Here is a 26,644-nt window from a genome sequence, read left to right on the forward strand (position 1 = left end):
TACATTAACCCCGCAATAAAGATACGATTTCAGAAGAAACGACATTGATTTCGTTTTCCCCATTTACCTGACGCAAAAGACCTTTATTATCATAAAACGCAAGCAGCGGCGCTGTCTTATTATCATACTCATCCAGACGCTTGCCTACACTTTCTTCGTTGTCATCCGGACGTTGATACAATTCACCGCCATCAATGTCGCAAATGCCATCTTGCTTCGGCGGGTTGAAGATTAAATGGTAGGATGCTCCGCAAACTGTGCAGATACGACGTCCAGTAAGACGCGCCATCAACAGTCCACGGTCAACATTCAAGTTGATGACATGATTCAAAGAAGTATTCAAACGGCTTAGAATTTCATCCAGCGCTTCCGCCTGCGAAAGAGTTCTTGGAAAACCATCCAATAGAAATCCTTTTTCGCAATCGGACTGCTGCAGCCGCTCTTCAACTATACCAATGGTCACATCATCTGGTACAAGCAAACCTTGATCAATAAATGATTTAGCCTTCAATCCTACTGGAGTCTCTTGTTTGATTGCCAAACGGAAAGCATCTCCTGTCGAAATATGCGGAATGCCAAACTCTTTTATGATCTCAGCCGCTTGTGTTCCCTTGCCTGCCCCAGGAGGGCCCATGAATAAAATGTTCACGATTTCTCTCTCCCCCCAAAAGTTCGCCACCAAGCAAGAAACAGCACAATAGGTGCCGGGAAGAATAAAAAATTACGCTTCACCGGAACCTATCGCCTATTTATTGATGAAACCTTTGTAATGGCGTTTGATCAAATGGCTCTCGATCTGCTTCATAGTATCCAATGCCACACCGATTACGATTAGCAGCGCAGTACCGCCAATTCGAACTTCTTTGGGCAATCCCGATATAGCACCGAAGAACATCGGTAGTACAGAGATCAAAGCTAGGAATAACGCGCCTGACATAGTCAAACGAGACATTACTCTAGTCAGATATTTCTCAGTAGCTTTACCAGGACGGATACCTGGGATGTAACCACCATTCTTCTTCATGTTGTCGGCCATCTGTTGAGGATTCATCTGCACGAACGTATAGAAGAACGTGAACCCGATGATCATCACTATATACAGAAGCATACCAAGCGGAGCATCGGTTGCCAAATATTTGGTAATCCATTGTGCCCAGGCATGTGTTGACCAGAAACTGGAGAGAACAACTGGAAACTGAAGCAACGATACGGCGAAGATAACCGGAATTACACCTGCCGCATTAATTTTCAGCGGAATATGTGTGTTCTGTCCACCGTACATTTTGTTGCCGACTACGCGTTTAGCATATTGAACAGGAATCTTCCGAATGCCTTGCTGTACGAAGATAACTGCTGTAATAATCGCTACAATCACAATCAGCACAATAACGACTTTAAGAATATTCAGGAACACTTGATCCGGCTGAATAAAGCTTGAGTTAGCCGTACTTGTGATATATCCCGGTATGGCGGCGACGATTCCCGCAAAAATCAGGATCGAAATCCCGTTCCCGATTCCCTTTTCGGTAATCTGTTCACCAAGCCACATCAAGAAAGAAGTACCTGCCGTCAAGATAATGGCAACCAGCAAGTAATCAGCAAATGTCGCATTCGGCATCATTTGAGTTCCATAAATCCGGTTAAACCCTATCGACGTAGCAAAACCTTGGATCAGGGCTAATATCACTGTACCGTAACGAGTGATTTGCGCTAGTTGTTTTTTACCGTGCTCCCCTTGTTTAGCCCATTCAGCAAACTTAGGAACAACATCCATCGACAGCAATTGCACGATGATGGATGCTGTAATGTACGGATAAATACTGATCGCAAATATCGAGAAGTTTTTGAGCGCTCCGCCCGAGAAGGTGTTCAAGAGTCCCATCAAAGCGTCACCGCTTTGATTTGCTGTTGCCAGTACATCTTTGTTTACACCAGGAACCGGAACAAACGAACCGATACGGTAGATAAACAGAATGAACAAGGTAAACAGGATCTTTTTGCGCAAATCTTCCACATGCCAGATATTCTTAAGCGTCTTGATCATTAGATCACCTCGGTTTTACCGCCGGCAGCCTCGATTTTCTCTACCGCAGATTGAGAGAACTTATTTGCTTGTACAGTCAATTTAACGGTTAACTCACCATTGCCGAGAATCTTAATGCCGCTTTTGGAATTCTTGACAACACCAGTTTCAAGCAACAACTGCGGAGTCACTTCTGTTCCTTCTGCAAAGCTATTCAGATCTTCAAGGTTCACAATCGCATACTCTTTACGGGTAGGATTGACGAAACCACGTTTAGGCAGACGACGATAGAGCGGATTTTGTCCACCCTCGAAGCCCGGACGAACACCACCGCCAGAACGTGAGTTTTGACCTTTGTGACCGCGACCGGAAGTTTTACCATTTCCGCTACTTGGTCCACGACCAACGCGATTGCGTTCTTTGCGGGAACCAGGAGCTGGAGCAAGTTCATGTAACTTCATCGTTTGCACCTCCTTATGTTTGTTAATTTATACGAGGCGATTAGCCTTCAATTTCAGTTACAGATAGCAAGTGACTCACTTTGTTGATCATTCCGCGAATTGCAGGACTGTCATTGTGAACCACTGTCGTGTTGAGTTTACGTAGGCCGAGCGTCTTAACAGTAACACGTTGTGTTTCTGGACGTCCGATTACACTACGTACGAGGGTAATTTGCAATTTTGCCATTGACGTTCCCCTCCTTAACCGCGCAATTCTTCGACAGATTTGCCGCGAAGTTTCGCGACCTCTTCAATGCGTTTCAGACGGGAAAGTCCCTCCAAAGTTGCATTGACCATGTTCATGGAATTCGAAGAACCCAGTGATTTTGTCAAAATGTCGCCAACGCCTGCCAATTCCAATACCGCACGAACTGGACCGCCAGCGATAACGCCAGTACCCTCTGATGCTGGTTTCAGCAACACGCGTCCTGCGCCGAAGTGGCCAGTAACGAGATGGGGAATCGAAGTTCCTACGATTGGAATGTGAATCAGGTTTTTCTTGGCGTCTTCAATGCCTTTACGGATGGCATCCGGAACTTCGCCGGCTTTACCGATACCAGCACCGACGTAGCCATTGCCATCGCCCACAACAACGAGTGCACTAAAGCTGAAACGGCGTCCGCCTTTTACAACTTTTGCTACACGGTTAATGTGTACAACTCTTTCTGTCAGTTCTAAACTGTTCGGATCTACACGCAAGTCGTTAACCTCCTTTTAAGAATTATTCTAGAATTCAAGACCAGCTTCACGAGCTGCGTCAGCCAATGCTTGAATTCGTCCATGGTACAAGTAACCTCCGCGGTCGAATACGACCACTGCATAGCCTTTTTCTTTAGCACGCTCAGCGACCAATTGGCCAACTTTCGCTGCAGCTTCAACGCTGCCGCCATTACCAATGTTAGCGCTCAGTTCTTTATCAAGTGTAGAAGCGGATACGATAGTAACCCCTTTAACATCATCGATCAGTTGAGCGTAGATGTGTTTTGAAGAACGGAATACGTTCAAACGTGGACGCTCAGTAGTTCCCTGGATCTTCTTACGAACACGCAGGTGTCTTTTGAGACGAGCCTTGTTTTTATCTTCTTTTGTAATCATGACTTCCCTTTCACTCCCTTCAGTTTGCCGTAAACAGCTTCACTTTAAGATGCACGGGGTATCTTACAATTAAGTTTAAACTGGTTATTTCTTCTTACCAGCTTTACCTTCTTTGCGGATGATACGCTCGCCTTCATATTTGATACCTTTACCTTTATACGGTTCTGGCTCACGAACGGAACGAATTTTAGCAGCATATGCGCCAACGCGTTCTTTATCGATACCTTTAACGATGATCTTCGTGTTCGCAGGAACTTCAAACTCAATACCTGCTTCCGGTGTAATTTCAACCGGGTGGGAGTAACCAACGTTCAGAACGACTTTATCTCCGGATTTGCTTGCACGATATCCGACCCCAACCAATTCCAGAGATTTCGAGAAACCTTCAGTCACGCCTGCTACCATGTTGTTGACAACGGAGCGGGTTGTGCCGTGAAGTGAACGATGCAATTTGTTATCCGACGGACGAACAACGGTAATTTCGTTATTTTCAACTGTAACCTTCATGTCTTTATGAAGCTCACGAGTCAAAGAACCTTTTGGACCTTTTACTGTAATAACGGCGTTGTCCAAAGTGACATCTACACCGCTAGGTACTGCGATTGGTTTACGACCAATACGAGACATGTGTTGCACCTCCTTATCTTGTGACGTTTATTACCAAATGTAGCAGACAACTTCTCCGCCAGATTTTGATTGACGAGCTTCTTTGTCGGTCATAACTCCCTTAGATGTGGAGATAATCGCGATTCCTAGACCACCGAGTACACGAGGCACTTCATTGCTCTTCGTGTATACGCGAAGGCCTGGTTTACTGATTCTTTTCAAACCAGAAATAACACGCTCTTGGTTAGGGCCGTATTTCAAGAAGATACGGATAATCCCTTGTTTGCTATCTTCAACGAATTCCGCATCGCGGATGAAACCTTCACGCTTCAAAATGTCAGCGATTTGTTTCTTCATAGTAGAAGCAGGCATTTCTACCGTTTCGTGACGCACAATGTTAGCGTTACGAATACGAGTAAGCATATCTGCAATAGGATCAGACATAGTCATGTGTGTAAACCTCCTTCCCGTTTATAAACTTCTTACCAACTTGCTTTTTTCACGCCAGGGATCTGGCCTTTATAAGCTAATTCACGGAAACAAATTCTGCAAATTTTGAACTTTTGCAGTACCGAATGTGGACGACCACAACGTTCGCAACGTGTATATGCACGTACTTTAAACTTAGGCGTACGTTGTTGTTTAACTTTCATCGAAGTTTTTGCCACTTAGCCTGACACCTCCTAAACATTTTCGGAGAAAATGGATTAACCGACTTTATTTTGCGAAAGGCATTCCCAGCTGACCCAGCAGCTCGCGGGATTCCTCGTCCGTCTTAGCAGTCGTTACAATAACGATGTCCATACCGCGGACTTTATCCACTTTGTCATATTCGATCTCGGGGAAGATCAATTGTTCTTTAAGACCAAGTGTGTAGTTACCACGGCCGTCAAAGGCTTTAGTGGAAACACCACGGAAGTCACGTACGCGTGGAAGCGTTACGTTGAACAATTTGTCCAAGAAGTAATACATACGCTCGCCGCGCAGTGTTACTTTAACCCCAATCGGCATATTTTCGCGTAGTTTGAAACCAGCGATGGATTTTTTAGCTTTAGTGATTACTGGTTTTTGACCAGCGATCAACTGCATGTCATTAACTGCAGCATCAAGTACTTTGGAGTTTTGAACAGCGTCACCTACACCCATGTTGATGACAACCTTCTCGATCTTAGGCACTTGCATAACAGTTGTATAGTTAAACTTCTGCATCAAAGCAGGTGTTATTTCGTTGAGATAACGTTCTTTCATTCTTGCTGCCATGAAGATTTAACCTCCTTTCTTAAGGGCTAGATTAGTCGATAATCTCTCCGGATCTTTTAGCAATCCGAACTTTTTTACCGTTGTCCAATACTTTGTAACCGATACGTGTTACTTTGCCGGACTTCGGATCGATGTGCATTACGTTGGACACATGAATCGAAGCTTCCTGCTCAATAATTCCACCCTGTGGATTCAGCTGGTTCGGCTTTTGGTGTTTTTTCACCATATTGACGCCTTCTACCAGAACGCGGTTTTCACGAGGATAAGCAGCGATGACACGGCCTTTTTTGCCTTTGTCTTTACCACTAATCACAAGCACCACATCATCTTTCTTCACGTGCAGTTTATTGTTATGGGATTCCAGAACTTTTTTCACTCTAGGCATTTATTACACCTCCTATAACTAACCTTCAACTTATTGGTGCTCGTGTTTATTAGATTACTTCCGGTGCCAAGGAAACGATCTTCATGTAGTCTTTATCGCGAAGTTCGCGAGCAACTGGTCCAAAGATACGTGTTCCACGAGGGCTTCTGTCGTCTTTAACAACAACAGCTGCATTTTCGTCGAATGCGATGTAAGATCCATCTTTACGACGAACGGAACGTTTCGTACGAACAACTACCGCTCTAACAACATCACCTTTTTTGACAACGCCGCCTGGTGTTGCTTGTTTAACGGAACAAACGATCAAATCACCGATTGCTGCTGTACGGCGTCCAGTACCACCCAGTACGCGGATACACATCAGTTCCTTCGCACCAGAGTTGTCAGCCACATGCAAGCGTGTAAATGGTTGAATCATTATAATTTCCTCCTTCCGGAAAAACTCTTTTGATTATCTTAGATGATAACCGCTTTTTCAACCACTTCAACTAGTCTCCAACGTTTGTCCTTGGACAACGGACGAGTTTCCATGACTTTTACGGTATCGCCAATTTTCGCAACGTTTTCCTCATCATGTGCTTTGAATTTCTTCGTAGACTTGATGCGTTTGTGGTACAAGTTATGCTTCTTATAGGTTTCAACAGCGACTACGATGGTTTTATCCATTTTATCACTGACCACTTTACCGATTAGCACTTTACGTGCATTACGTTCTTCGCTCATTAGTTAGCCTCCTTCCTGAATACGGATCTGAGATCCGTCTCACTTAACTAATCCCAAGCACTCTTTGATGGATTACGGTTTTAGCACGAGCTATTTCCTTACGCACGTCACGAATCCGAGTCGGGTTGTCCAGTTGGCCAGTTGCCAATTGGAAACGGAGATTAAAAAGTTCCTCTTTGAATCCAGCGATCTTTTGTTCAATCTCAGCAGTGGTTAAGTTGCGAAGTTCATTAGCTTTCATTTGCTTCACCACCCAATTCTTCACGTTTCACAAACTTAGTCTTTACAGGCAGCTTGTGAGCGGCAAGACGCATCGCTTCACGAGCGATTTCTTCCGACACGCCTCCGAGTTCGAACATAATCTTGCCCGGTTTAACTACTGCTACCCATTTCTCAACGTTACCTTTACCACTACCCATACGAACCTCGAGAGGCTTTTGAGTAATAGGCTTATCTGGGAAAATCTTGATCCAAACTTGACCGCCACGTTTGATATAACGTGTCATTGCGATACGAGCAGCTTCGATCTGACGGTTAGTGATCCAAGATGGTTCCATTGCAACCAGGCCGAATTCGCCGAAGTTCAATTCAGTACCACCCTTTGCCATACCCTTCATGTGTCCGCGTTGTTGCTTGCGGTGTTTTACGCGTTTTGGTACCAACATGATTAGTTGCCTCCTTCCTGAGCAGCTTGTTTCTTAGCTGGGGGAAGAACTTCTCCACGGTAGATCCATACTTTTACGCCGATAAGACCGTAAGTTGTATGTGCTTCAGCCGTTCCGTAATCGATATCGGCACGAAGCGTATGAAGTGGAACTGTTCCTTCGCTATAACCTTCTGAACGAGCAATCTCAGCTCCGCCAAGACGTCCGCCTACTTGAGTTTTAATCCCTTTTGCGCCAGAACGCATTGTTCTTTGAATCGCTTGTTTGAGTGCACGACGGAACGATACACGACGTTCCAATTGTTGAGCAATGCTCTCAGCTACAAGAATTGCATCCAATTCAGGGTGCTTGATTTCATTGATGTTGATGTGTACTTTTTTGCCACCAGCGATTGCTGTAACTGCGCTGCGAAGTACTTCTACTTCTGCTCCGCCCTTACCAATAACCATACCTGGTTTAGCAGTGTGAATTGTAACGTTCACGCGGTTAGCCGCTCTTTCGATCTCGATATGGGAAACAGCGGAATCCTTCAACTTACCTTTAAGGTATTCCCGGATTTTGACGTCTTCCATTAGAAGAGTACCGAAATCTTTTCCTGCATACCATTTAGATTCCCAATCGCGAATGATCCCGATCCGGAGTCCGATTGGATTTACCTTTTGACCCACGTGTTATCCCTCCTTATTTCTCAGATACCACCAGTGTAATGTGGCTCGTGCGTTTATTGATCCGACTTGCGCGGCCCATGGCGCGCGGACGGAAACGTTTCATAGTAGGTCCTTGGTTAACGAAAACCTCGCTAACGAACAAACTGTTCACGTCCAAAGAATAGTTATGCTCAGCATTCGCAATTGCCGAATTAAGCAACTTCTCAACGACCGGAGAAGCGGATTTCGGAGTGTGGCGAAGAATAGCAATTGCTTCCCCCACTTGCTTACCACGAATCAAGTCAACAACCAGTTTCGCTTTACGAGCGGAAATCCGCACCGATCTTGCATGTGCTTTTGCTTCCATTGTTTAACCTCCTTTCAAACAGAGACCTTATTATTATCTTCTTGTTTTCTTATCGTCACCCGCGTGGCCTTTGTAAGTACGTGTTGGCGCGAACTCGCCCAACTTGTGACCTACCATATCTTCTGTTACGTATACAGGCACGTGTTTACGGCCGTCATATACACCAAACGTATGTCCGATAAACTGAGGGAAAATGGTTGAGCGACGGGACCAAGTTTTAACTACAACCTTTTTTTCAGCCTCGTTCAGTTCCTCAACTTTTTTAAGCAGGTAGCCATCGATAAACGGCCCCTTCTTTAAACTGCGACCCATGTGTGAATCCTCCCTTCATCCGGTTCTTCAAACCGCGAATCGACGCTTCGCGCTTTATTAACTTGCCAGAAGCGTCTTATTTTGTGCGGCGGCGAACGATATATTTATCAGATGCCTTGTTTTTCTTACGCGTTTTGTAACCAAGGGTTGGTTTACCCCATGGAGACATAGGCGATTTACGTCCGATTGGAGCGCGGCCTTCACCACCACCGTGTGGGTGATCGTTCGGGTTCATTACTACACCGCGTACTTCAGGGCGACGGCCCAGCCAGCGACTACGTCCAGCTTTACCGATTTTGATCAATTCATGATCTTCGTTACCTACGGAACCGATAGTTGCACGGCATACGCTAAGGATCTTACGAACCTCACCGGATGACAAACGAACGGAACAGTATTTTTCTTCTTTACCAAGCAATTGAGCTTCTGTACCAGCAGCACGAACCAATTGTCCGCCTTTACCTGGTTTCAACTCAATGTTGTGGATAACTGTACCCACTGGGATGTTCTCCAGCGCAAGACTGTTACCAATTTTGATGTCGGCTGTCGGGCCGGACTCTACTTTATCCCCAACTTTTAGGCCTTTAGGAGCGATGATATAACGTTTCTCTCCATCAGCATAGTGGATCAAAGCAATATTAGATGTACGGTTCGGGTCATACTCGATTGTAGCAACGCTACCTGGTATGCCGTCTTTAGTCCGTTTGAAGTCGATAATACGGTATTTACGTTTGTGTCCGCCGCCATGGTGACGAACCGTAATTTTACCTTGGTTGTTGCGTCCCGCATGTTTGAACAGCGGAGAAAGCAACGATTTCTCTGGCTGGTTTGTTGTGATTTCTTCAAACGTAGACACAGACATATGGCGTCTTGCCGGAGAGGTCGGTTTGTACTTTTTGATTGGCACTATAGTTTCCTCCTTACTTTAAGAGTATTATTCTACCGCTTCAAAAAATTCAAGCGGTTTGCTGTCCGGGCTAAGCTTAACGATGGCTTTTTTCCACTCTGGAGTGTAACCAGAATATTTACCATAACGTTTCAGTTTGCCAGGCACGCGCATTGTGTTCACATTAGTTACTTTTACTTTGAAAATAGCCTCGACAGCTTTTTTGATTTCGGTTTTGTTAGCACGGATATCCACTTCAAAAGCGTATTTCATTTCGCTCATGTAGTCGGAAGTACGTTCCGTAATCACCGGACGTTTGATAATATCACGAGGATCTTTCATTACGCGAACACCTCCTCTACCTTCAGAACTGCTTCTTTAGTGATGATCAGTTTGTCGTACGTCAGTACGTCAAGAACATTAATGCCGTCAGCCGCTACGAATTTCACCCCAGGGATGTTACGAGCGGAAAGTGCTACGTTATCATCATAGCTAGTAGCTACGATCAAAGCTTTGCGTTCCACTTTCAGGTTGTTCAAGATTGCTGCGAATTCTTTCGTCTTCGGAGCATTCATTGTCAAGCTATCCAATACGATAATGTCATTCTCGAGTACTTTCGAGGACAAAGCGGATTTGATCGCCAAACGACGAACCTTCTTAGGCAATTTCCAGGAATAGCTACGTGGTGTTGGTCCGAAGACAACGCCGCCGCCTTTCCATTGTGGAGAACGAATGGATCCTTGACGAGCGCGACCTGTACCTTTTTGTTTCCAAGGCTTACGTCCACCGCCACGAACTTCAGAACGTCCTTTTACTTTGTGTGTACCACGACGAAGGGAAGCTCTTTGCATAAGCGCAGCTTCGTGTAGAACGTGCTCATTCGGTTCAATACCGAATACTGTATCGCTCAGTTCTACTTCACCAACTTCGTTGCCACTAATATTAAAAAGTGTTACTTTTGGCATTTCATGTTCCTCCTTTCTTAGGTAATTATTTCTTAACGGTTTGTTTAACTTTCACGAAGCTGTTTTTAGGACCTGGGATAGCGCCTTTAACCAGCAATACGTTACGTTCAACGTCAACCTTGATGATTTCAAGCTTTTGAACCGTGATAGTCGTGTGACCCATATGTCCTGGGAGGCGTTTGCCCTTCGGAACACGGTTAGCTTGGATAGAACCCATGGAACCCGGTCTTCTGTGGTAACGCGATCCGTGTGCCATTGGTCCGCGGCTTTGTCCCCAACGTTTGATGTTACCTTGGAAACCTTTACCTTTAGATGTGCCAGTTACGTCAACAAATTCGCCCTCAGCAAAAATATCAGCCTTCAGTTCTTGTCCAACCTCGAGAGACCCGAGGTCAACACCGCGAATTTCACGAACGTAGCGCTTAGGTGTTGCATTTGCCTTTTTGGCGTGACCTTGTTCAGGCTTATTGGAGCGACTTTCTTTTTTATCAGAAAATCCCAATTGCACTGCTTCATATCCGTCGATATTCAGGTCTTTCTTTTGCAGTACTACACAAGGGCCTGCTTCGATAACAGTAACAGGAATTACGTTACCTTCTGGAGTAAACACTTGAGTCATACCGAGTTTTTTTCCTAAGATACCTTTCAATGTTGACACCTCTTTTCTTTTCCTAAGTTGCTAAAAATAGAATTACAATTTGATTTCGATATCTACACCGGACGGTAGATCCAAGCGCATCAAGGCATCCACAGTTTGTGGTGTTGGGTTCACAATATCGATCAAACGTTTGTGAGTCCGTTGTTCAAACTGTTCACGGGAATCCTTGTACTTGTGTACCGCACGGAGAATAGTAATGATTTGCTTCTCAGTTGGCAACGGAATCGGTCCAGATACACCAGCACCCGAACGTTTTGCAGTTTCAACGATTTTCTCTGCGGATTGATCAAGAATTCTGTGGTCGTATGCTTTCAAGCGAATACGAATTTTTTGCTTTGCCATTTTAGTCCCTCCTTCTATCGCCCAATTTATTATCGGACATACTCCGTGAAAATTTTCTGACGTCGACCTCATGGCAAAGGGGCCGGGTGTGTCAGTAACCTCTCACATCATCGCAACGTCTCAGAACAACATTTATTATTATATATAATAGGCAGCAGTATTGCAAGCTAAAATAACAAAACAACGCATATTTTTTTCATGCGTTGCTTTATTACTATTATATAGGTTAAAGATTCGCAGTGGCAGACTTAAAAATCTCAGCTGACTCCGCAGTCTGTGCTGTTGCTGACCCAATTCCCTCTATTGTCTGAATCAATGTTCTTATTTCTTCTTCTACTATAACAATCTCTTGTGTGCTACTCCTCATCGCCTCTACAATTTCGGAAAACAAAAGACTAGTCTCAACGGATTGATGTTTCCCACTTTTGGTTAGCTCTTGTACCTTACGTATCTCCTCAACGACTTGTTGTGTGAGACTTCCCGATTTATAAGTCAGCTCTACGATCTGAATTACAGTATTCTTCGTATCCTCTGCCAACCGACTAACTTCTTGAGCAACTACACTAAACCCTCTACCATGCACTCCGGCTCTAGCGGCTTCTATCGTTGCATTAAGTGAAAGAATTTTAGTTTGATCTGCAATATCTTTAACTGAGTTTACGATTTTTTGAATTTGTTTAGAGGAATTGCTTAATTCGTGGACTGAATGTTCCATTTCACTAGTACTTTGATAAATAAGATTAATCTGTCCTGTTAAGCTATCCAAATGCTCATGTCCATCTGTAGCCAACCCCTGCGACTCTACAGCGGATGTAGCTGTACGTTGGAATGTTCTACTCACTTCATTGCTACTTGCTACTAGCTGCTTCACAGCGGCATTTGTGTCGATACTAAAATCTATTAACTCGCTGCTGAATTCAGCAATTTTCTGCTTTAATTCATTTTTAACCAAAAGGTATTGCTGTTCCTTCTCTTTGACGTTCTCCTTCTCGTATTCCTCCAGGACAAGTTGTTGTTCAAGGTTAAGCAGCTTAGTTACGGTCTTAACTACATGTAAACGTGTATTGTCATCATGTGTCTCATTATAGATAACTTGTATAAAAACGTTCTGAAGATTTTGAAAAGCGGATAAGTACCATTTAGGCTCAAGTCCTACTCTTTTATGAATATTAGCAATCTTCATTCGCTTTGCTATGTATTCTTCATCAACTTTGCCATCAAAAATTTCAACGATATGCTCGCGGAGTGTTGTTTTCAACCTCTCGATACTACTATGCTCCAATATAATGGCTTCGAGTTTATCCACACCTAATACCGAATTATAAAATTGATCAATTATATAGTCTATATTCTTTTCAACGCTAGGCTTTACCCTACGTAATAAGTTCAAATCTGATTCAGATAGATCAATCATTCTCATTTGCTCATTGAGTTCGTCATAACCCTCAAGAGTATGAAAAAAATCTTCAGTACGCTTAGTCTGGTGTTTATGTTCTATCAAATTAGGGGTGTGAGAATCCTCGTTATTATTACGTGATGTTATAGCATGCATGAATGAAAAAGGACATTTTCCCATGTTATCACTCTCCCCTCAATTACTATTTTTTTACAATATTACCTTCCTTTCATTTTACTCTATGATTATTAAAATTGTAAACAATTTATCGTTGAATTTTGTTGAATTTTGTAGAATTATTCGAAATTTCATACTTATTTTATCGTATATTGTCGAATTTAAGATGGTTTATCCTATAAAATAACAAAAAGCCCCGGATTCTCCGCAAGAAGAATCCGGGGCACTATGATTCAGAGTCTACCCGCAGATAGAAACGAATTTATTTTTGGATGGAAGCTACGCTACCTGCTCCAACTGTACGTCCACCTTCGCGAATGGAGAATTTAGTACCTTCTTCAATAGCGATAGGGGAGATCAAAGCAACAGTTACAGTGATGTTGTCACCAGGCATAACCATTTCAGTACCTTCTGGCAAGTTGATGATGCCAGTTACGTCAGTTGTACGGAAGTAGAACTGTGGACGGTAACCAGTGAAGAATGGTTTGTGACGTCCGCCTTCTTCTTTAGTCAAAACGTAGATTTGAGCAGTGAACTCAGTGTGTGGTTTAACAGAGTTCGGTTTAGCCAATACTTGGCCACGCTCGATCATTGTACGGTCTACACCACGAAGCAAAGCTCCGATGTTGTCGCCCGCTTGAGCGGAATCCAGCAATTTACGGAACATTTCTACGCCCGTAACTACGGATTTCTTAGTTTCTTCGTGAATACCAACGATTTCGATTTCTTCTCCGACTTTAACTGTTCCGCGTTCTACGCGACCAGTTGCCACAGTACCGCGGCCAGTGATGGAGAATACATCTTCGACAGGCATCAAGAATGGTTTGTCAGTTTGACGCTCTGGAAGTGGAATGTACTCGTCGATTGTTTCGAACATTTCAACAATCTTCTTAGCATATTCGCCTTCTGGGTTTTGAAGAGCTTCACGAGCAGAACCACGAATGATTGGAGTGTCATCGCCTGGGAAGTCATACTCGCTCAGCAAGTCACGAACTTCCATTTCAACCAATTCCAACAACTCTTCGTCTTCAACCATGTCGCATTTGTTCAAGAAAACAACGATGTATGGAACACCTACTTGACGGGACAACAGGATGTGCTCGCGAGTTTGTGGCATAGGGCCATCAGCTGCGGATACAACCAGGATAGCTCCGTCCATTTGCGCTGCGCCAGTGATCATGTTTTTAACATAGTCGGCGTGACCAGGGCAGTCTACGTGAGCGTAGTGACGGTTAGGAGTTTCATATTCAACGTGGGAAGTGGAGATTGTGATACCACGTTCGCGCTCTTCAGGAGCTTTGTCGATTTGATCGAATGCGATAGCTGCGCCACCGTAAGTTTTGGACAATACAGTAGTGATTGCAGCAGTCAGAGTCGTTTTACCATGGTCGACGTGACCAATAGTACCGATGTTAACGTGCGGTTTGTTACGTTCAAACTTTGCCTTTGCCATTTGAACAGTTCCTCCTTAATGTGGGGTTCCTTATATTTGAGCCGCCCGCATATATGTTTATCTTAGATGACTGAGTAATTATACTCGGACGGCAAGTTAAAACTAGTAATTATTCTCCGCCTTTGTTCTTAGCAGCGATCTCTTCCGCAATGGATTTAGGAACTTCTTCATAGTGAGAAAGCTCCATTGAGAATACGCCACGTCCTTGAGTACCAGAACGAAGAGTTGTAGAGTATCCGAACATTTCGGAAAGAGGCACCTTAGCACGGATAATTTGCGCTCCACCACGGGAATCCATACCTTCGATACGGCCACGGCGGGAGTTCAGCATACCCATAACATCACCCATATATTCCTCAGGAACAGTTACTTCTACTTTCATGATTGGCTCAAGCAGGACAGGTTTACACTTGTCTTTAGCTGCTTTAAGCGCCATCGAACCGGCAATTTTAAATGCCATTTCGTTGGAATCGACATCATGGTAAGAACCATCAACGATGGTAGCTTTAACGTCTACAAGCGGGAAGCCTGCAAGTACGCCGTTTTTCATTTGTTCTTCGATACCCGCAAGTGCAGGAGCGATGTACTCTCTAGGAACCGAGCCACCGACAACTTTACTTTCGAATTTGCTACCAGTACCTGGCTCGAGGGGTTCAAATTCAACCCATACGTGACCGTATTGACCACGACCACCAGATTGGCGTACAAATTTACCTTCGACGCGAGCAGGTGCCTTGAACGTTTCGCGGTAAGCAACCTGTGGTTTACCCACATTGGTTTCTACTTTGAACTCACGACGCATACGGTCGATGATGATGTCCAAGTGAAGTTCACCCATACCAGCCAGGATAGTTTGGCCTGTTTCTTCATCAGTATGAGCACGAAGAGTTGGATCCTCTTCAGTCAACTTACCGAGAGCAACGCCCAATTTATCTTGGTCAGCTTTTGTTTTTGGTTCAACAGCGATTTCGATAACTGGATCAGGGAAGTTCATTGATTCCAGAATTACTGGATGCTTCTCATCACACAGTGTATCACCTGTACTGGTGTCTTTCAAACCAACTGCTGCAGCGATGTCGCCAGAATACACGATGGAAATCTCTTGACGGCTGTTAGCATGCATTTGAAGGATACGACCAATACGTTCACGCTTGTTCTTAGTAGCATTAACTACGTAAGATCCGGACTCTAGAATACCAGAGTATACACGGAAGAACGTAAGTTTACCTACATAAGGGTCAGTCATGATTTTAAATGCCAAAGCTGCAAACGGTTCTTCATCCGAAGAATGACGAACTGCTTCAGTTCCATCATCAAGATGTCCAGTGATAGCTGGAACGTCAAGAGGAGATGGCAAGTAATCAACAACAGCATCCAGCATAAGCTGAATCCCTTTGTTACGGTAGGAGGATCCAACAATTACAGGGAACAATTTAACTTCAACTACGCCTTTGCGCAGTGCAGCTTTAATTTCCGGAACTGTAATTTCTTCGCCTTCCAGGTACTTCATAGTCAGATCTTCATCAAGTTCAGCAACTTTCTCGATCAACTCGAGACGCAGCTCCTCAACTTTGGCCAAATATTCTTCCGGAATATCCGTTACTTCGATGTTTTGGCCTAGATCATCTCTGAACATGTGTGCTTTTTGCTCAACAAGGTCGATAATACCAGTGAAATCACTTTCTGCACCAATTGGCAATTGAATAGCAACTGCATTGGCTTGAAGGCGATCACGCATAGTTTCGATTACGTTAAGGAAATCCGCACCGATAATGTCCATTTTGTTCACATATGCAATACGTGGAACGTTATAACGGTCAGCCTGTCTCCATACGGTTTCAGACTGAGGCTCAACGCCCTCTTTTGCACTAAATACACCTACTGCCCCATCCAATACACGCAGGGAACGTTCAACTTCAACAGTGAAGTCAACGTGTCCTGGGGTATCAATGATATTGATGCGGTGACCTTTCCACGCAGCAGTCGTAGCAGCGGACGTAATCGTGATTCCGCGCTCTTGTTCTTGCTCCATCCAGTCCATTGTAGCAGCACCCTCGTGAACTTCACCGATTTTGTGCGTACGGCCTGTATAGAAAAGAATCCGCTCTGTGGTAGTTGTTTTACCAGCATCAATATGCGCCATGATCCCGATATTACGTGTATTTTTTAAGGAGAACTCTCTAGCCATGAAATGGATCTCCCTTCAAAATATAAGTTATTTGAATGACCTTAATCCTACCAACGGTAGTGAGCGAACGCTTTGTTTGCTTCAGCCATTTTGTGTGTATCTTCGCGTTTCTTAACAGAAGCGCCTGTGTTGTTGGAAGCGTCGATGATCTCAGCCGCCAAACGCTCTTCCATCGTCTTCTCACCGCGGTTGCGAGAGTAGTTTACGAGCCAACGTAATCCCAGAGCAGTACGTCTCTCTGGTTTAACCTCGATAGGTACTTGATAGTTAGCACCACCGACACGACGAGCTTTGACTTCCAAAACCGGCATGATATTCTTGATGGCAGCTTCGAAAACTTCCATCGGATCTTTACCCGTACGTTCTTCAATCAATTTGAATGAATTGTACAGAATGCTTTGAGCGACACCTCTTTTACCACCCAGCATAATGCGGTTAATCAAACGAGTAACCAACTTGCTATTATACAACGGATCTGGCAATACGTCTCTCTTAGTAACTGGACCTTTGCGTGGCATGGATATCCCCCTTTCTTAAATGTTTATTATTCTAGAATTTTTTCTTATTTCTTAGCTTTAGGACGTTTAGCACCGTATTTAGAACGAGCTTGCATCCGGTTAGCTACACCTGCTGTATCCAATGCACCACGAACGATATGGTAACGAACCCCTGCAAGGTCCTTTACTTTACCTCCGCGAAGTAATACAACACTGTGCTCTTGTAAGTTATGTCCGATACCCGGGATATAAGCTGTTACCTCGAGACGGTTCGTCAAACGAACACGGGCATATTTACGAAGCGCTGAGTTTGGTTTACGTGGAGTCATAGTACCAACACGAGTGCACACACCGCGTTTTTGCGGAGCGCTCAAATTTGTAGCCTCACGCTTGAGGGCGTTATACCCTTTTTGAAGAGCGGGAGATTTAGATTTTTCGATTTTGGCTTGACGGCCTTTACGAACCAATTGGTTAATTGTTGGCATGTTGTTGCCACCCCCTTCCTGAAATGATAGCCGATTTAAGAACTCTAAGCCCACAGACCCAGGCGGTTCATAAAAAGACAAATGAAAAGTTCTTGCCGCTGGAGTTCACCCCAGTACAAAAACATTTCCGTAGCTATTGTTTTAAGACGGCTGCCATCGCAGCGCCAACTTCTATTCCGCAGGCCTTGCCCAAATTCAGCATCGTATCCACGTATGTGATCTTAACACCTTGTTTGTTACAAAGCATAACTATCCTGGAAGTAAGCCTTTGATCTCCGTCCTCTGCCACATAGACTTCTGCAGCTTGGCCCAACTCTACCGCCTTGACGGTTTGTTTGGTACCGATCTTGACCTGAGCATCCTGTAGTCCTCTATCATCAGTCATAATCATTACCTCCAATGAACAAGGATAACATGGCTACTCACGCACCTTAGACATTTTAGCATTATCAATAGATGGTGTCAAGAAATTCAGCAATAATTTTTATGAATATTATACACAGCAGATATTCGTGTCACACCTATGATTAGGTATGACACGAGTTCACTACCATGTTTGCTAATTTATTCAGCAGGAACCGGCTCTAAAGATTCAAGCGCGCTTTCTGCATTTGGATCACTTAGCTTAACATTACGGTAACGATTCATACCAGTACCTGCAGGAATCAACTTACCGATAATAACATTTTCTTTGAGTCCAAGCAACTTATCTACTTTACCTTTGATAGCAGCGTCTGTTAAGACACGAGTAGTTTCTTGGAAAGATGCAGCGGATAAGAAGGAATCTGTCTCAAGAGATGCCTTGGTAATACCGAGTAAGACCGGTTTAGCAACTGCAGGCTCTTTACCTGACAAGATGGCTTCCTTATTAGCAGCTTCATATTCATGAATATCCGCAAACGCGCCTGGTAACAGACTTGTGTCACCTGCATCAATGATACGGATCTTCCGAAGCATTTGTTTGATCATAACTTCAATGTGCTTATCATTGATCTCAACGCCCTGGTTACGATATACACGCTGAACTTCTTGCAGAATGTAGTTTTGTACCCCACGGATCCCTTTGATTCGCAGCATTTCTTTAGGGTCAATCGAACCGTCTGTCAACTCATCGCCGGCTTCAATTTCTTGGCCTTCGCTGACACGTAGACGTGATCCATAAGTAATGGAATAAGTCTTGGATTCTGCTTCACCTTGAACTTCGATTTCACGACGATCCTTAGTTTCACGGATTTCCTTGATTACACCATCGATCTCACTGATTGTAGCCTGACCTTTAGGGTTACGGGCTTCAAACAACTCTTGAATACGCGGCAAACCTTGCGTGATGTCATCACCGGCAACACCGCCGGTATGGAACGTACGCATTGTAAGCTGGGTTCCTGGTTCACCGATAGATTGTGCAGCGATAATACCAACCGCTTCACCGATCTCAACGTGTTTACCAGTTGCCAAGTTACGACCGTAACATTTCTTACAAACACCATGACGAGCACGGCAGCTTAGTACAGATCGGATTTGTAGCTTAGTTACACCAGCGTCTACGATTGCTTCCGCTTTATCGGAGTCAATCAAATCGTTGCGGTGAACAATGATTTCGCCTGTTTCCGGATGACGAACAGTCTCGAAGCAGTAACGACCTTCAATACGGTCATACAGATCCTCAATAACCTCTTTGCCATCCTGAATACGACTAACTGTAAATCCTTTATCCGTTCCACAATCTTCCTCACGGACGATAACGTCCTGAGCTACGTCAACGAGACGACGAGTCAAGTAACCGGAGTCAGCAGTACGAAGTGCGGTATCGGCAAGACCTTTACGCGCTCCGTGAGTGGAGATAAAGTACTCCAAGACCGTAAGACCTTCACGGAAGTTCGCTTTAATTGGCAATTCGAAAATCCGACCCGAAGGTGTTGCCATCAGACCACGCATACCACCCAGCTGAGTGATCTGCGATTTGTTACCCCGCGCTTTGGAGTCAACCATGAGCATGATTGAGTTGAAACGGTCCATGGATTTAAGCAGGATGTTCGTAAGATCATCCTTCGTCTTCGACCAGATCTCAATAACGCGGTCGTACCGTTCGTCATTAGTGATCAGACCACGGCGATATTGGTTAGCAACCACATCTACCTTAGCTTCGGACTCTTTCAGGATCGTAACTTTCTCCTCAGGCACGATAACATCCGACACAGCAACGGTAACACCGGAACGTGTGGAGTAAGTAAAGCCGAGTTGTTTAATTTTATCCAAAATCATAGAGGTTTTGGTCGTATGATAAGTTTCAAAACAACGTGCGATAATCAGACCCAGATATTCTTTACCTACAGCGCTGGCTTCAGGAGCGGATTCAATCAGCTCGCGAATATCTGCGCCTTTTTCATAGATAAAGTATTTCTCTGGCGTGCCATGCAGCAAGTTAGTCTTAGTCGCTTCATTGATATAAGGGAAACTACTTGGGTAAATTTCATTAAAGATAATCTTACCGATCGTAGTAATCAACATTGCGCCTTGTTGTTTTTCCGTAAAGCAAGTCTTACCTAGTGCTTTAACTGGAATAGCTACACGAGCATGAAGACCTGCAGTTCCGCGTTGGTAAGCTGATACAGCTTCATTTACGGTACGCAGAATCATACCTGATCCTTTTTCTTCCTTGTTGTCCATGGTCAGGTAGAAAGTACCAAGGACCATATCCTGGGAAGGTGTTACAACCGGTTTTCCGTCTTTAGGGTTCAAGATATTACCGGATGCAAGCATGAGAATACGTGCTTCCGCTTGAGCTTCTGCTGACAGAGGAACGTGCACCGCCATTTGGTCACCGTCAAAGTCGGCGTTATAAGCCGTACATACGAGTGGGTGAAGACGAATAGCATGACCTTCCACCAAAATCGGTTCAAAAGCTTGGATACCGAGACGGTGAAGTGTTGGTGCGCGGTTTAGAAGTACTGGGTGCTCTCTGATTACTTCTTCAAGTACATCCCATACTTCAGGACTTACACGCTCAACTTTACGTTTTGCGCTCTTTATGTTGTGGGCTAGGCCCTTATTAACCAATTCCTTCATGACAAAAGGCTTGAACAATTCTAGCGCCATTTTCTTAGGAAGTCCGCACTGATACATCTTGAGGTACGGTCCTACAACGATAACGGAACGACCAGAGTAGTCAACCCGTTTACCGAGCAAGTTCTGACGGAAACGTCCTTGTTTACCTTTCAGCATGTGGCTGAGAGATTTCAATGGACGGTTACCAGGACCCGTTACCGGACGTCCTCTACGGCCGTTATCGATGAGAGCATCGACAGCTTCCTGTAGCATCCGTTTCTCGTTCTGCACGATAATGTCAGGCGCACCAAGATCCAGCAGTCTTTTCAGACGGTTGTTCCGGTTAATAACACGACGATAAAGATCGTTCAAATCAGACGTAGCAAAACGGCCACCATCCAATTGAACCATCGGACGAAGCTCCGGAGGTATAACCGGAAGAACATCCATGATCATCCAATCAGGTTTGTTGCCTGAGTTACGGAATGCTTCAATGACTTCCAGACGTTTGATCGCCCGGTTACGACGTTGGCCTTGGGCCGTACGCAGTTCTTCTTTGAGGAATTCCAGCTCTTTTTCGATGTCGATGTCTTGAAGAAGCTTCTTAACAGCTTCAGCACCCATGCCCGCTTGGAATCCGTAACCGTATTTTTCACGGTAGCTACGATATTCTTTCTCGGATAGAAGTTGTTTCTTTTCCAGTGGTGTTTCACCTGGGTCAGTTACAACATACGAAGCGAAGTAGATAATCTCTTCAAGTGATCTTGGAGACATATCTAGTGCCAAACCCATACGGCTTGGGATACCTTTGAAGTACCAGATATGAGATACCGGAGCAGCCAATTCAATGTGACCCATACGTTCACGACGAACTTTAGCACGAGTAACTTCAACGCCACAACGGTCGCAGACTACGCCCTTATAACGGACACGTTTGTATTTACCGCAATGACATTCCCAGTCTTTTTGCGGTCCAAAGATACGCTCACAGAAAAGACCCTCTTTTTCCGGTTTCAATGTACGATAGTTAATGGTTTCCGGTTTCTTAACTTCTCCGCGGGACCATGAACGAATCTTCTCCGGAGAAGCGAGTCCGATTTTCATAAATTCAAAATTGTTAACGTCCAACAAGGAGCAACCCTCCTTAACCTAATCCTGATTTAGTACCGCTTTGCCCTCCTCTGACTGTTACATCAAAAGAGGGCGCGGTCCTTTATAAAATGGAACTCAAAAGCTCCAACGTGATTATTCTACTCCGACTTCTGCGCCTTCTAAATTGAGGCTCAGCTTGTCGCCTGACGTCTCGTCCTCATCGTCCAATTCTCTCATTTCAATTTCCTGCTCGTCACCGCTAAGAATCTTAACATCCATACCCAGGGACTGCAGTTCTTTGATCAATACCTTGAACGACTCAGGAACACCTGGTTCCGGTACATTTTCACCTTTGACAATGGATTCGTACGTCTTCACGCGACCAACCACGTCATCGGATTTTACAGTCAAAATTTCTTGCAATGTATATGCAGCACCGTAAGCTTCAAGCGCCCACACTTCCATCTCCCCGAAACGCTGTCCACCAAACTGAGCTTTACCACCCAGTGGCTGTTGCGTAACTAGTGAGTAAGGTCCTGTTGAACGGGCGTGAATCTTATCATCAACCATGTGCGCCAGTTTGATCATATGCATGACACCGACAGTAACTTCACGTTCGAAGCGTTCACCTGTACGACCATCGTACAATACAGTCTTACCATTACGCTGCATGCCAGCTTCTTCCATCGTATCAAATACGTCGTACTCACGTGCTCCGTCGAATACCGGCGTTGCAATGTGAATTCCCAGACGCAATGCGGCCATACCAATATGGACCTCAAGCACCTGTCCGATGTTCATACGAGAAGGAACGCCTAGAGGGTTAAGAACAACCTGTACCGGCGTACCGTCCGGAAGGAACGGCATATCTTCTTCTGGCAGGATACGAGCAACGACACCCTTGTTACCGTGACGTCCGGCCATTTTGTCACCTTCAGAAATCTTACGTTTCTGAGCGATGTACACACGAACCAATTGATTTACGCCAGGAGGCAGCTCATCGCCGTTCTCACGTGTAAATACTTTAACGTCAACGATAATACCATCACTACCGTGAGGAACGCGTAAAGAGGTATCCCGTACTTCACGAGCCTTCTCACCAAAGATAGCGTGTAGGAGACGCTCTTCTGCAGTCAATTCAGTTACACCCTTAGGAGTAACCTTACCAACTAGAATGTCACCAGCACTGATTTCCGCACCGATGCGGATAATTCCACGCTCATCAAGATTGCGCAGAGCTTCTTCACCCACGTTTGGAATATCACGTGTGATTTCTTCAGGTCCCAGTTTAGTGTCACGAGCTTCGGATTCGTATTCCTCGATATGAATCGAAGTGTATACATCTTCCTTAACTAGCTTTTCACTTAACAGGATCGCATCCTCGTAGTTGTAACCTTCCCAAGTCATGAACGCAACGACTACGTTACGACCAAGAGCAAGTTCGCCCATTTCTGTAGAAGGACCGTCCGCCAGGATGTCACCCTTCTTAACAATATCCCCTCTTTTAGCCAGAGGACGTTGGTTAATACAGGTACCTTGGTTAGAACGCATAAATTTGTGTAATTTATATTTAACGATATCGCCTTTAACTTCTTTGCCTTCGACAGTTTCAACCCGGCGCAGCCAAATTTCATTAGCTGAAGAGCGTTCGATAATACCGTCATATTTAGAAACAACACATACGCCAGAATCCTTAGCGGATTTATGTTCCATCCCTGTTCCGACCAACGGAGCTTTAGGAATTAGAAGTGGAACGGCTTGACGCTGCATGTTAGATCCCATCAGAGCGCGGTTGGAGTCATCGTTCTCAAGGAACGGAATGAGCGCCGTAGCGACGGATACGACCTGTTTAGGCGAAACGTCCATGTAATCTACACGATTACTTGGCATTGTTGTAATGTTGTCAGAGTCTTTATTGTAACGAACGATTACCATGTCTTCCTTAAAGGAGCCATCTTCATCGATCAATACGTTAGCCTGAGCAACTACATAATTATCTTCCTCATCAGCAGTCAGATAATCGATTTGTTCAGTTACCTTACCTGTCTTTGGATCTACCCAACGATACGGAGCTTCGATAAAGCCGTACTCGTTGATACGAGCAAAGGTGGACAAGGAGTTGATCAATCCAATGTTCGGACCTTCCGGCGTTTCAATTGGACACATCCGGCCGTAGTGACTGTGATGGACGTCACGAACTTCAAAGCCCGCGCGTTCACGTGTCAAACCACCGGGTCCGAGTGCAGACAGACGACGTTTATGCGTAAGTTCCGCAAGTGGGTTCGTCTGGTCCATAAACTGAGACAGCTGGGAGCTACCGAAGAACTCTTTAATGGACGCGATAACCGGACGAATATTGATCAGAGCTTGAGGCGTAATTGCATTAGCATCCTGAATCGACATTCTTTCACGCACAACGCGCTCCATACGGGACAAACCGATACGGAACTGATTCTGCAGAAGTTCACCCACAGAACGCAGACGACGGTTACCCAGATGGTCAATATCATCGGTATTACCAATTCCGTGAAGCAAATTAATAAAGTAGCTGATCGAGGATATAATATCAGCTTGAGTAATGTGCTTAACAGACTTGTCGATGTTGCCGTTAGCGATCAGCTTAATAACCCGACCTTCTTCAATTGGCGAGAATACGTCAATCGTTTGAAGAGGAATATCTTCGCTGTCCATAACCCCACCAGTAACACGGTAGTTCTTAAAGGCAACATTCTTTTCGAAGTAAGGAATCAATTCATCAAGCAGTCTGCGATCGACCATTTGACCGGACTCAGCCAGGATTTCTCCTGTAGCTTCGTCAACCAAAGGCTGAGCAAGACGTTGATTGAAAAGACGGTTCTTAATGTGTAGCTTTTTATTGATTTTGTAACGGCCTACATTAGCTAGGTCGTAGCGTTTTGGATCAAAGAAACGCGCGACCAGCAAACTTTTGGCATTGTCTAGTGTCGGCGGTTCGCCCGGACGCAAACGCTCATAAATTTCAATAAGCGCCTTCTCCGTGGAGTCCGTGTTGTCTTTATCCAGCGTATTGCGAATATATTCATCATTGCCAAGCAATTCCAGAATTTCGGCATCACTACCGAAACCGAGAGCACGCAAAAGTACGGTAACAGGAATTTTACGAGTCCGATCGATACGAACATACATAATATCCTTAGCGTCGGTCTCAAGTTCCAACCAGGCTCCGCGGTTCGGGATTACTGTGGCGGTGTAGGTTTTTTTGCCGTTCTTATCCACTTTTGTGCTGAAATAGACGCTTGGAGAGCGAACCAACTGGCTGACAATAACCCGTTCCGCACCGTTAATAATAAAAGTGCCGGTCTCCGTCATCAGCGGGAAATCTCCCATGAACACTTCCTGCTCTTTGACCTCACCGGTCTCCTTATTAATGAGCCGCACCTTTACACGCAGAGGAGCCGCATACGTCACGTCCCGCTCTTTAGCGTCGTCAACCGTATATTTTGGTTCACCCAGGCTGTAATCAATGAACTCTAGTACCAAATTACCTGTGAAATCCTGGATCGGCGAGATGTCCTGAAACATTTCCCGCAATCCTTCCTCCAAAAACCAATCATAAGATTTTTGTTGGATCTCGATCAGGTTCGGGACCTCGAGTACCTCGTTAATTCTCGCATAGCTCCGCCGAGTGCGTCGACCATACTGAACAAGATGTCCTGCCAACTTTACTCACCCCTCATGTCTACTCACTTAAAAATTGATTGCGAACCCTTGTTTGGAACCGTATAATGGAACCATACTACAAGGATTCAGTCATAAATAAAAGAAAAGCCCTTATCGAAATCTTCGAAAAAAGAGCGCACTTATCCATGACCAAAATACTCCTTATCCAGTAGATTTGCCCAAAACGTACATATTATACGTCACCAAGCAACAGTTTATGCGCTATTATCTATTACCGCGTAACACTCGCTACGCCAGAGCATAGAGAACCAATTCGCAAAAAACTTGCCGTACGGCTTGCGCTAGCCGGCGACAATATATCGCTTGACATTTTCAGCAAACTAAAGACATGGAGCCTATCTTAATACTGACATTTTATAATAATACCATTATCACTATCACATGTCAATAACCTATTGATTTTTATTTTTGAGCTTTAATAATACGATAACCTTTATCTTTGCCCACTTCTTCTACATTTGAGAACAAGCTTTCAAGTTTAGCTACCGCTGATGGAGCGCCCTGCTTCTTCTGAATGACAATCCACAGAAATCCACCCTCATTTAAATGCTCATAAGCTTCTTCAAAAATCTGATGCACTACAGCTTTTCCTGCACGTATCGGAGGATTGGTAAGAATCACATCGAACTTTTGTTGTTCATTCAATGCGCCGAGCACATCGCTTTCCATTACCGTAACATTCCGGATTCCATTGTGCTGGGCATTTTCACGCGCAAGTTCTACCGCACGACTATTAATATCAATCATCGTAACTTGCCCTTTGGGGGCTAGGTATGCTGCACTTATGCCTATCGGTCCATATCCGCAACCCACATCAAGCACTGCTGAACCGTCCGGAATATCCATAGCTTCAATGAGAACTCGACTACCGTAATCGATGTCTCCTTTAGAGAACACACCTGCATCACTTGTGAAACGAAAGCTTTTGCCTCTTAGAACGGTGTCGATGGTACGTCTGTCATGACGCACTTCCGGTTGCTGCGAATAATAATGTTGCGACATCTCTATCCTCCCTTTCCTTTATGTTAATAGTTTGTATTCACACAACCCTACTAACTCTATCAAGCATAAACGCCTCTGATGTCCTTATAAGGACGGTAAGCGTTCAAGCGAGAAATATAAAGATAAAGTATAATGTGAAACTTATACTTTCTTAT

At 44.6% G+C, this 26,644-nt stretch carries 32 protein-coding genes; all 32 read right to left on the reverse strand.

The genetic code is table 11. From position 1 onward, the window contains the following. Positions 1-4: 4 nt before the first annotated feature. Complete coding sequence (locus H70737_RS26670; protein ID WP_042192162.1) at positions 5-649, reverse strand: adenylate kinase; 645 nt, start codon at positions 647-649, stop codon at positions 5-7. 96 nt (positions 650-745) lie between these two features. Beyond that, complete coding sequence (gene secY / locus H70737_RS26675) at positions 746-2,044, reverse strand: preprotein translocase subunit SecY (protein WP_042192164.1); 1,299 nt, start codon at positions 2,042-2,044, stop codon at positions 746-748. Continuing rightward, on the reverse strand, positions 2,044-2,484 hold the full coding sequence (gene rplO, locus H70737_RS26680) for a 50S ribosomal protein L15 (protein ID WP_036680569.1): 441 nt from the start codon (positions 2,482-2,484) through the stop codon (positions 2,044-2,046). The genes secY and rplO overlap by 1 nt, the downstream gene beginning before the upstream one ends. Positions 2,485-2,524: 40 nt before the next feature. After that, positions 2,525-2,710, reverse strand: coding sequence for a 50S ribosomal protein L30 (gene rpmD, locus H70737_RS26685; RefSeq protein WP_036680567.1), 186 nt, complete (start codon positions 2,708-2,710; stop codon positions 2,525-2,527). Between the two features lie 14 nt (positions 2,711-2,724). Beyond that, positions 2,725-3,222 carry a 30S ribosomal protein S5 gene (gene rpsE / locus H70737_RS26690; RefSeq protein WP_036652980.1) on the reverse strand — a complete coding sequence of 166 codons (498 nt, stop codon included), beginning with the start codon at positions 3,220-3,222 and terminating at the stop codon, positions 2,725-2,727. A gap of 27 nt (positions 3,223-3,249) precedes the next feature. Continuing rightward, positions 3,250-3,618: a 50S ribosomal protein L18 gene (gene rplR / locus H70737_RS26695; protein WP_042131220.1), complete on the reverse strand. Its 369-nt coding sequence runs from the start codon at positions 3,616-3,618 to the stop codon at positions 3,250-3,252. Between the two features lie 84 nt (positions 3,619-3,702). Then, the gene (gene rplF, locus H70737_RS26700) at positions 3,703-4,245 is read right to left on the reverse strand and encodes a 50S ribosomal protein L6 (RefSeq protein ID WP_042192166.1); all 543 of its coding nucleotides are present in this window, start codon (positions 4,243-4,245) and stop codon (positions 3,703-3,705) included. Positions 4,246-4,275: 30 nt separating this feature from the next. Further along, a complete protein-coding gene (gene rpsH / locus H70737_RS26705) occupies positions 4,276-4,674 on the reverse strand; it encodes a 30S ribosomal protein S8 (protein ID WP_036680560.1) in 399 nt (132 codons plus the stop codon). 32 nt (positions 4,675-4,706) lie between these two features. Further along, on the reverse strand, positions 4,707-4,892 hold the full coding sequence (locus H70737_RS26710; protein ID WP_013312154.1) for a type Z 30S ribosomal protein S14: 186 nt from the start codon (positions 4,890-4,892) through the stop codon (positions 4,707-4,709). A gap of 49 nt (positions 4,893-4,941) precedes the next feature. Continuing rightward, positions 4,942-5,484, reverse strand: coding sequence for a 50S ribosomal protein L5 (gene rplE / locus H70737_RS26715; protein WP_042131222.1), 543 nt, complete (start codon positions 5,482-5,484; stop codon positions 4,942-4,944). Positions 5,485-5,515: 31 nt separating this feature from the next. After that, complete coding sequence (gene rplX / locus H70737_RS26720; protein WP_076286851.1) at positions 5,516-5,869, reverse strand: 50S ribosomal protein L24; 354 nt, start codon at positions 5,867-5,869, stop codon at positions 5,516-5,518. 49 nt (positions 5,870-5,918) lie between these two features. Then, positions 5,919-6,287, reverse strand: a complete 369-nt coding sequence (rplN, locus tag H70737_RS26725) for a 50S ribosomal protein L14 (protein WP_036680556.1) — start codon at positions 6,285-6,287, stop codon at positions 5,919-5,921. 38 nt (positions 6,288-6,325) lie between these two features. Continuing rightward, positions 6,326-6,592, reverse strand: coding sequence for a 30S ribosomal protein S17 (gene rpsQ / locus H70737_RS26730; RefSeq protein WP_042131223.1), 267 nt, complete (start codon positions 6,590-6,592; stop codon positions 6,326-6,328). A gap of 43 nt (positions 6,593-6,635) precedes the next feature. After that, entirely contained in the window at positions 6,636-6,833 is a 198-nt protein-coding gene (gene rpmC / locus H70737_RS26735; protein ID WP_019908232.1) for a 50S ribosomal protein L29, read from the reverse strand. Beyond that, on the reverse strand, positions 6,823-7,257 hold the full coding sequence (gene rplP / locus H70737_RS26740) for a 50S ribosomal protein L16 (RefSeq protein ID WP_042131224.1): 435 nt from the start codon (positions 7,255-7,257) through the stop codon (positions 6,823-6,825). The genes rpmC and rplP overlap by 11 nt, the downstream gene beginning before the upstream one ends. 2 nt (positions 7,258-7,259) lie before the next feature. Further along, a complete protein-coding gene (gene rpsC, locus H70737_RS26745; protein ID WP_042192169.1) occupies positions 7,260-7,925 on the reverse strand; it encodes a 30S ribosomal protein S3 in 666 nt (221 codons plus the stop codon). Positions 7,926-7,938: 13 nt separating this feature from the next. Further along, positions 7,939-8,271 (reverse strand): 50S ribosomal protein L22, encoded by a 333-nt coding sequence (rplV, locus tag H70737_RS26750; protein ID WP_036680546.1) that lies wholly within the window; start codon positions 8,269-8,271, stop codon positions 7,939-7,941. Between the two features lie 33 nt (positions 8,272-8,304). After that, the gene (gene rpsS, locus H70737_RS26755; protein ID WP_036652940.1) at positions 8,305-8,583 is read right to left on the reverse strand and encodes a 30S ribosomal protein S19; all 279 of its coding nucleotides are present in this window, start codon (positions 8,581-8,583) and stop codon (positions 8,305-8,307) included. A gap of 76 nt (positions 8,584-8,659) precedes the next feature. Further along, on the reverse strand, positions 8,660-9,490 hold the full coding sequence (rplB, locus tag H70737_RS26760) for a 50S ribosomal protein L2 (RefSeq protein ID WP_042192171.1): 831 nt from the start codon (positions 9,488-9,490) through the stop codon (positions 8,660-8,662). Between the two features lie 27 nt (positions 9,491-9,517). Next, positions 9,518-9,811 (reverse strand): 50S ribosomal protein L23, encoded by a 294-nt coding sequence (gene rplW, locus H70737_RS26765; RefSeq protein WP_036680537.1) that lies wholly within the window; start codon positions 9,809-9,811, stop codon positions 9,518-9,520. Next, positions 9,811-10,434: a 50S ribosomal protein L4 gene (gene rplD / locus H70737_RS26770; RefSeq protein ID WP_042192174.1), complete on the reverse strand. Its 624-nt coding sequence runs from the start codon at positions 10,432-10,434 to the stop codon at positions 9,811-9,813. Before rplD ends, rplW begins: the two co-directional genes overlap by 1 nt. 25 nt (positions 10,435-10,459) lie before the next feature. After that, positions 10,460-11,083, reverse strand: a complete 624-nt coding sequence (rplC, locus tag H70737_RS26775; protein WP_076286852.1) for a 50S ribosomal protein L3 — start codon at positions 11,081-11,083, stop codon at positions 10,460-10,462. Positions 11,084-11,125: 42 nt separating this feature from the next. Next, positions 11,126-11,434, reverse strand: coding sequence for a 30S ribosomal protein S10 (gene rpsJ, locus H70737_RS26780; protein ID WP_017692074.1), 309 nt, complete (start codon positions 11,432-11,434; stop codon positions 11,126-11,128). A gap of 226 nt (positions 11,435-11,660) precedes the next feature. Next, positions 11,661-13,010: a globin-coupled sensor protein gene (locus H70737_RS26785; RefSeq protein WP_042192176.1), complete on the reverse strand. Its 1,350-nt coding sequence runs from the start codon at positions 13,008-13,010 to the stop codon at positions 11,661-11,663. A gap of 259 nt (positions 13,011-13,269) precedes the next feature. Further along, positions 13,270-14,460, reverse strand: coding sequence for an elongation factor Tu (gene tuf / locus H70737_RS26790; protein ID WP_042192178.1), 1,191 nt, complete (start codon positions 14,458-14,460; stop codon positions 13,270-13,272). Between the two features lie 109 nt (positions 14,461-14,569). Further along, positions 14,570-16,648 carry an elongation factor G gene (fusA, locus tag H70737_RS26795; protein ID WP_042192180.1) on the reverse strand — a complete coding sequence of 693 codons (2,079 nt, stop codon included), beginning with the start codon at positions 16,646-16,648 and terminating at the stop codon, positions 14,570-14,572. A gap of 47 nt (positions 16,649-16,695) precedes the next feature. Next, positions 16,696-17,166, reverse strand: a complete 471-nt coding sequence (gene rpsG / locus H70737_RS26800; protein ID WP_036680520.1) for a 30S ribosomal protein S7 — start codon at positions 17,164-17,166, stop codon at positions 16,696-16,698. 44 nt (positions 17,167-17,210) lie between these two features. Beyond that, the gene (gene rpsL, locus H70737_RS26805) at positions 17,211-17,630 is read right to left on the reverse strand and encodes a 30S ribosomal protein S12 (RefSeq protein ID WP_036680518.1); all 420 of its coding nucleotides are present in this window, start codon (positions 17,628-17,630) and stop codon (positions 17,211-17,213) included. Between the two features lie 133 nt (positions 17,631-17,763). Next, entirely contained in the window at positions 17,764-18,015 is a 252-nt protein-coding gene (locus H70737_RS26810) for a ribosomal L7Ae/L30e/S12e/Gadd45 family protein (protein WP_042131229.1), read from the reverse strand. 179 nt (positions 18,016-18,194) lie between these two features. Continuing rightward, complete coding sequence (gene rpoC / locus H70737_RS26815; protein ID WP_042192182.1) at positions 18,195-21,806, reverse strand: DNA-directed RNA polymerase subunit beta'; 3,612 nt, start codon at positions 21,804-21,806, stop codon at positions 18,195-18,197. A 114-nt stretch (positions 21,807-21,920) separates the two neighbouring features. Next, positions 21,921-25,466, reverse strand: a complete 3,546-nt coding sequence (gene rpoB / locus H70737_RS26820; protein ID WP_042131231.1) for a DNA-directed RNA polymerase subunit beta — start codon at positions 25,464-25,466, stop codon at positions 21,921-21,923. A gap of 423 nt (positions 25,467-25,889) precedes the next feature. Continuing rightward, complete coding sequence (locus H70737_RS26825) at positions 25,890-26,489, reverse strand: class I SAM-dependent methyltransferase (RefSeq protein WP_042192184.1); 600 nt, start codon at positions 26,487-26,489, stop codon at positions 25,890-25,892. Positions 26,490-26,644 lie beyond the last annotated feature (155 nt).

It is taken from the genome of Paenibacillus sp. FSL H7-0737 (assembly GCF_000758545.1).
In the GTDB taxonomy this organism is placed as follows: domain Bacteria; phylum Bacillota; class Bacilli; order Paenibacillales; family Paenibacillaceae; genus Paenibacillus_AQ.

Bases quoted from the DNA above. Each gene is read 5' to 3' on its own strand.
- secY (WP_042192164.1), bottom strand. From the start codon at position 2,044: ATGATCAAGACGCTTAAGAATATCTGGCATGTGGAAGATTTGCGCAAA.
- rplO (WP_036680569.1), bottom strand. From the start codon at position 2,484: ATGAAGTTACATGAACTTGCTCCAGCTCCTGGTTCCCGCAAAGAACGC.
- rpmD (WP_036680567.1), bottom strand. From the start codon at position 2,710: ATGGCAAAATTGCAAATTACCCTCGTACGTAGTGTAATCGGACGTCCA.
- rplR (WP_042131220.1), bottom strand. From the start codon at position 3,618: ATGATTACAAAAGAAGATAAAAACAAGGCTCGTCTCAAAAGACACCTG.
- rplF (WP_042192166.1), bottom strand. From the start codon at position 4,245: ATGTCTCGTATTGGTCGTAAACCAATCGCAGTACCTAGCGGTGTAGAT.
- rpsH (WP_036680560.1), bottom strand. From the start codon at position 4,674: ATGACTATGTCTGATCCTATTGCAGATATGCTTACTCGTATTCGTAAC.
- rplE (WP_042131222.1), bottom strand. From the start codon at position 5,484: ATGGCAGCAAGAATGAAAGAACGTTATCTCAACGAAATAACACCTGCT.
- rplX (WP_076286851.1), bottom strand. From the start codon at position 5,869: ATGCCTAGAGTGAAAAAAGTTCTGGAATCCCATAACAATAAACTGCAC.
- rplN (WP_036680556.1), bottom strand. From the start codon at position 6,287: ATGATTCAACCATTTACACGCTTGCATGTGGCTGACAACTCTGGTGCG.
- rpsQ (WP_042131223.1), bottom strand. From the start codon at position 6,592: ATGAGCGAAGAACGTAATGCACGTAAAGTGCTAATCGGTAAAGTGGTC.
- rpmC (WP_019908232.1), bottom strand. From the start codon at position 6,833: ATGAAAGCTAATGAACTTCGCAACTTAACCACTGCTGAGATTGAACAA.
- rplP (WP_042131224.1), bottom strand. From the start codon at position 7,257: ATGTTGGTACCAAAACGCGTAAAACACCGCAAGCAACAACGCGGACAC.
- rplV (WP_036680546.1), bottom strand. From the start codon at position 8,271: ATGGAAGCAAAAGCACATGCAAGATCGGTGCGGATTTCCGCTCGTAAA.
- rpsS (WP_036652940.1), bottom strand. From the start codon at position 8,583: ATGGGTCGCAGTTTAAAGAAGGGGCCGTTTATCGATGGCTACCTGCTT.
- rplW (WP_036680537.1), bottom strand. From the start codon at position 9,811: ATGAAAGATCCTCGTGATATTATCAAACGTCCGGTGATTACGGAACGT.
- rplD (WP_042192174.1), bottom strand. From the start codon at position 10,434: ATGCCAAAAGTAACACTTTTTAATATTAGTGGCAACGAAGTTGGTGAA.
- rpsJ (WP_017692074.1), bottom strand. From the start codon at position 11,434: ATGGCAAAGCAAAAAATTCGTATTCGCTTGAAAGCATACGACCACAGA.
- H70737_RS26785 (WP_042192176.1), bottom strand. From the start codon at position 13,010: ATGGGAAAATGTCCTTTTTCATTCATGCATGCTATAACATCACGTAAT.
- tuf (WP_042192178.1), bottom strand. From the start codon at position 14,460: ATGGCAAAGGCAAAGTTTGAACGTAACAAACCGCACGTTAACATCGGT.
- fusA (WP_042192180.1), bottom strand. From the start codon at position 16,648: ATGGCTAGAGAGTTCTCCTTAAAAAATACACGTAATATCGGGATCATG.
- rpsG (WP_036680520.1), bottom strand. From the start codon at position 17,166: ATGCCACGCAAAGGTCCAGTTACTAAGAGAGACGTATTGCCAGATCCG.
- rpsL (WP_036680518.1), bottom strand. From the start codon at position 17,630: ATGCCAACAATTAACCAATTGGTTCGTAAAGGCCGTCAAGCCAAAATC.
- H70737_RS26810 (WP_042131229.1), bottom strand. From the start codon at position 18,015: ATGACTGATGATAGAGGACTACAGGATGCTCAGGTCAAGATCGGTACC.
- H70737_RS26825 (WP_042192184.1), bottom strand. From the start codon at position 26,489: ATGTCGCAACATTATTATTCGCAGCAACCGGAAGTGCGTCATGACAGA.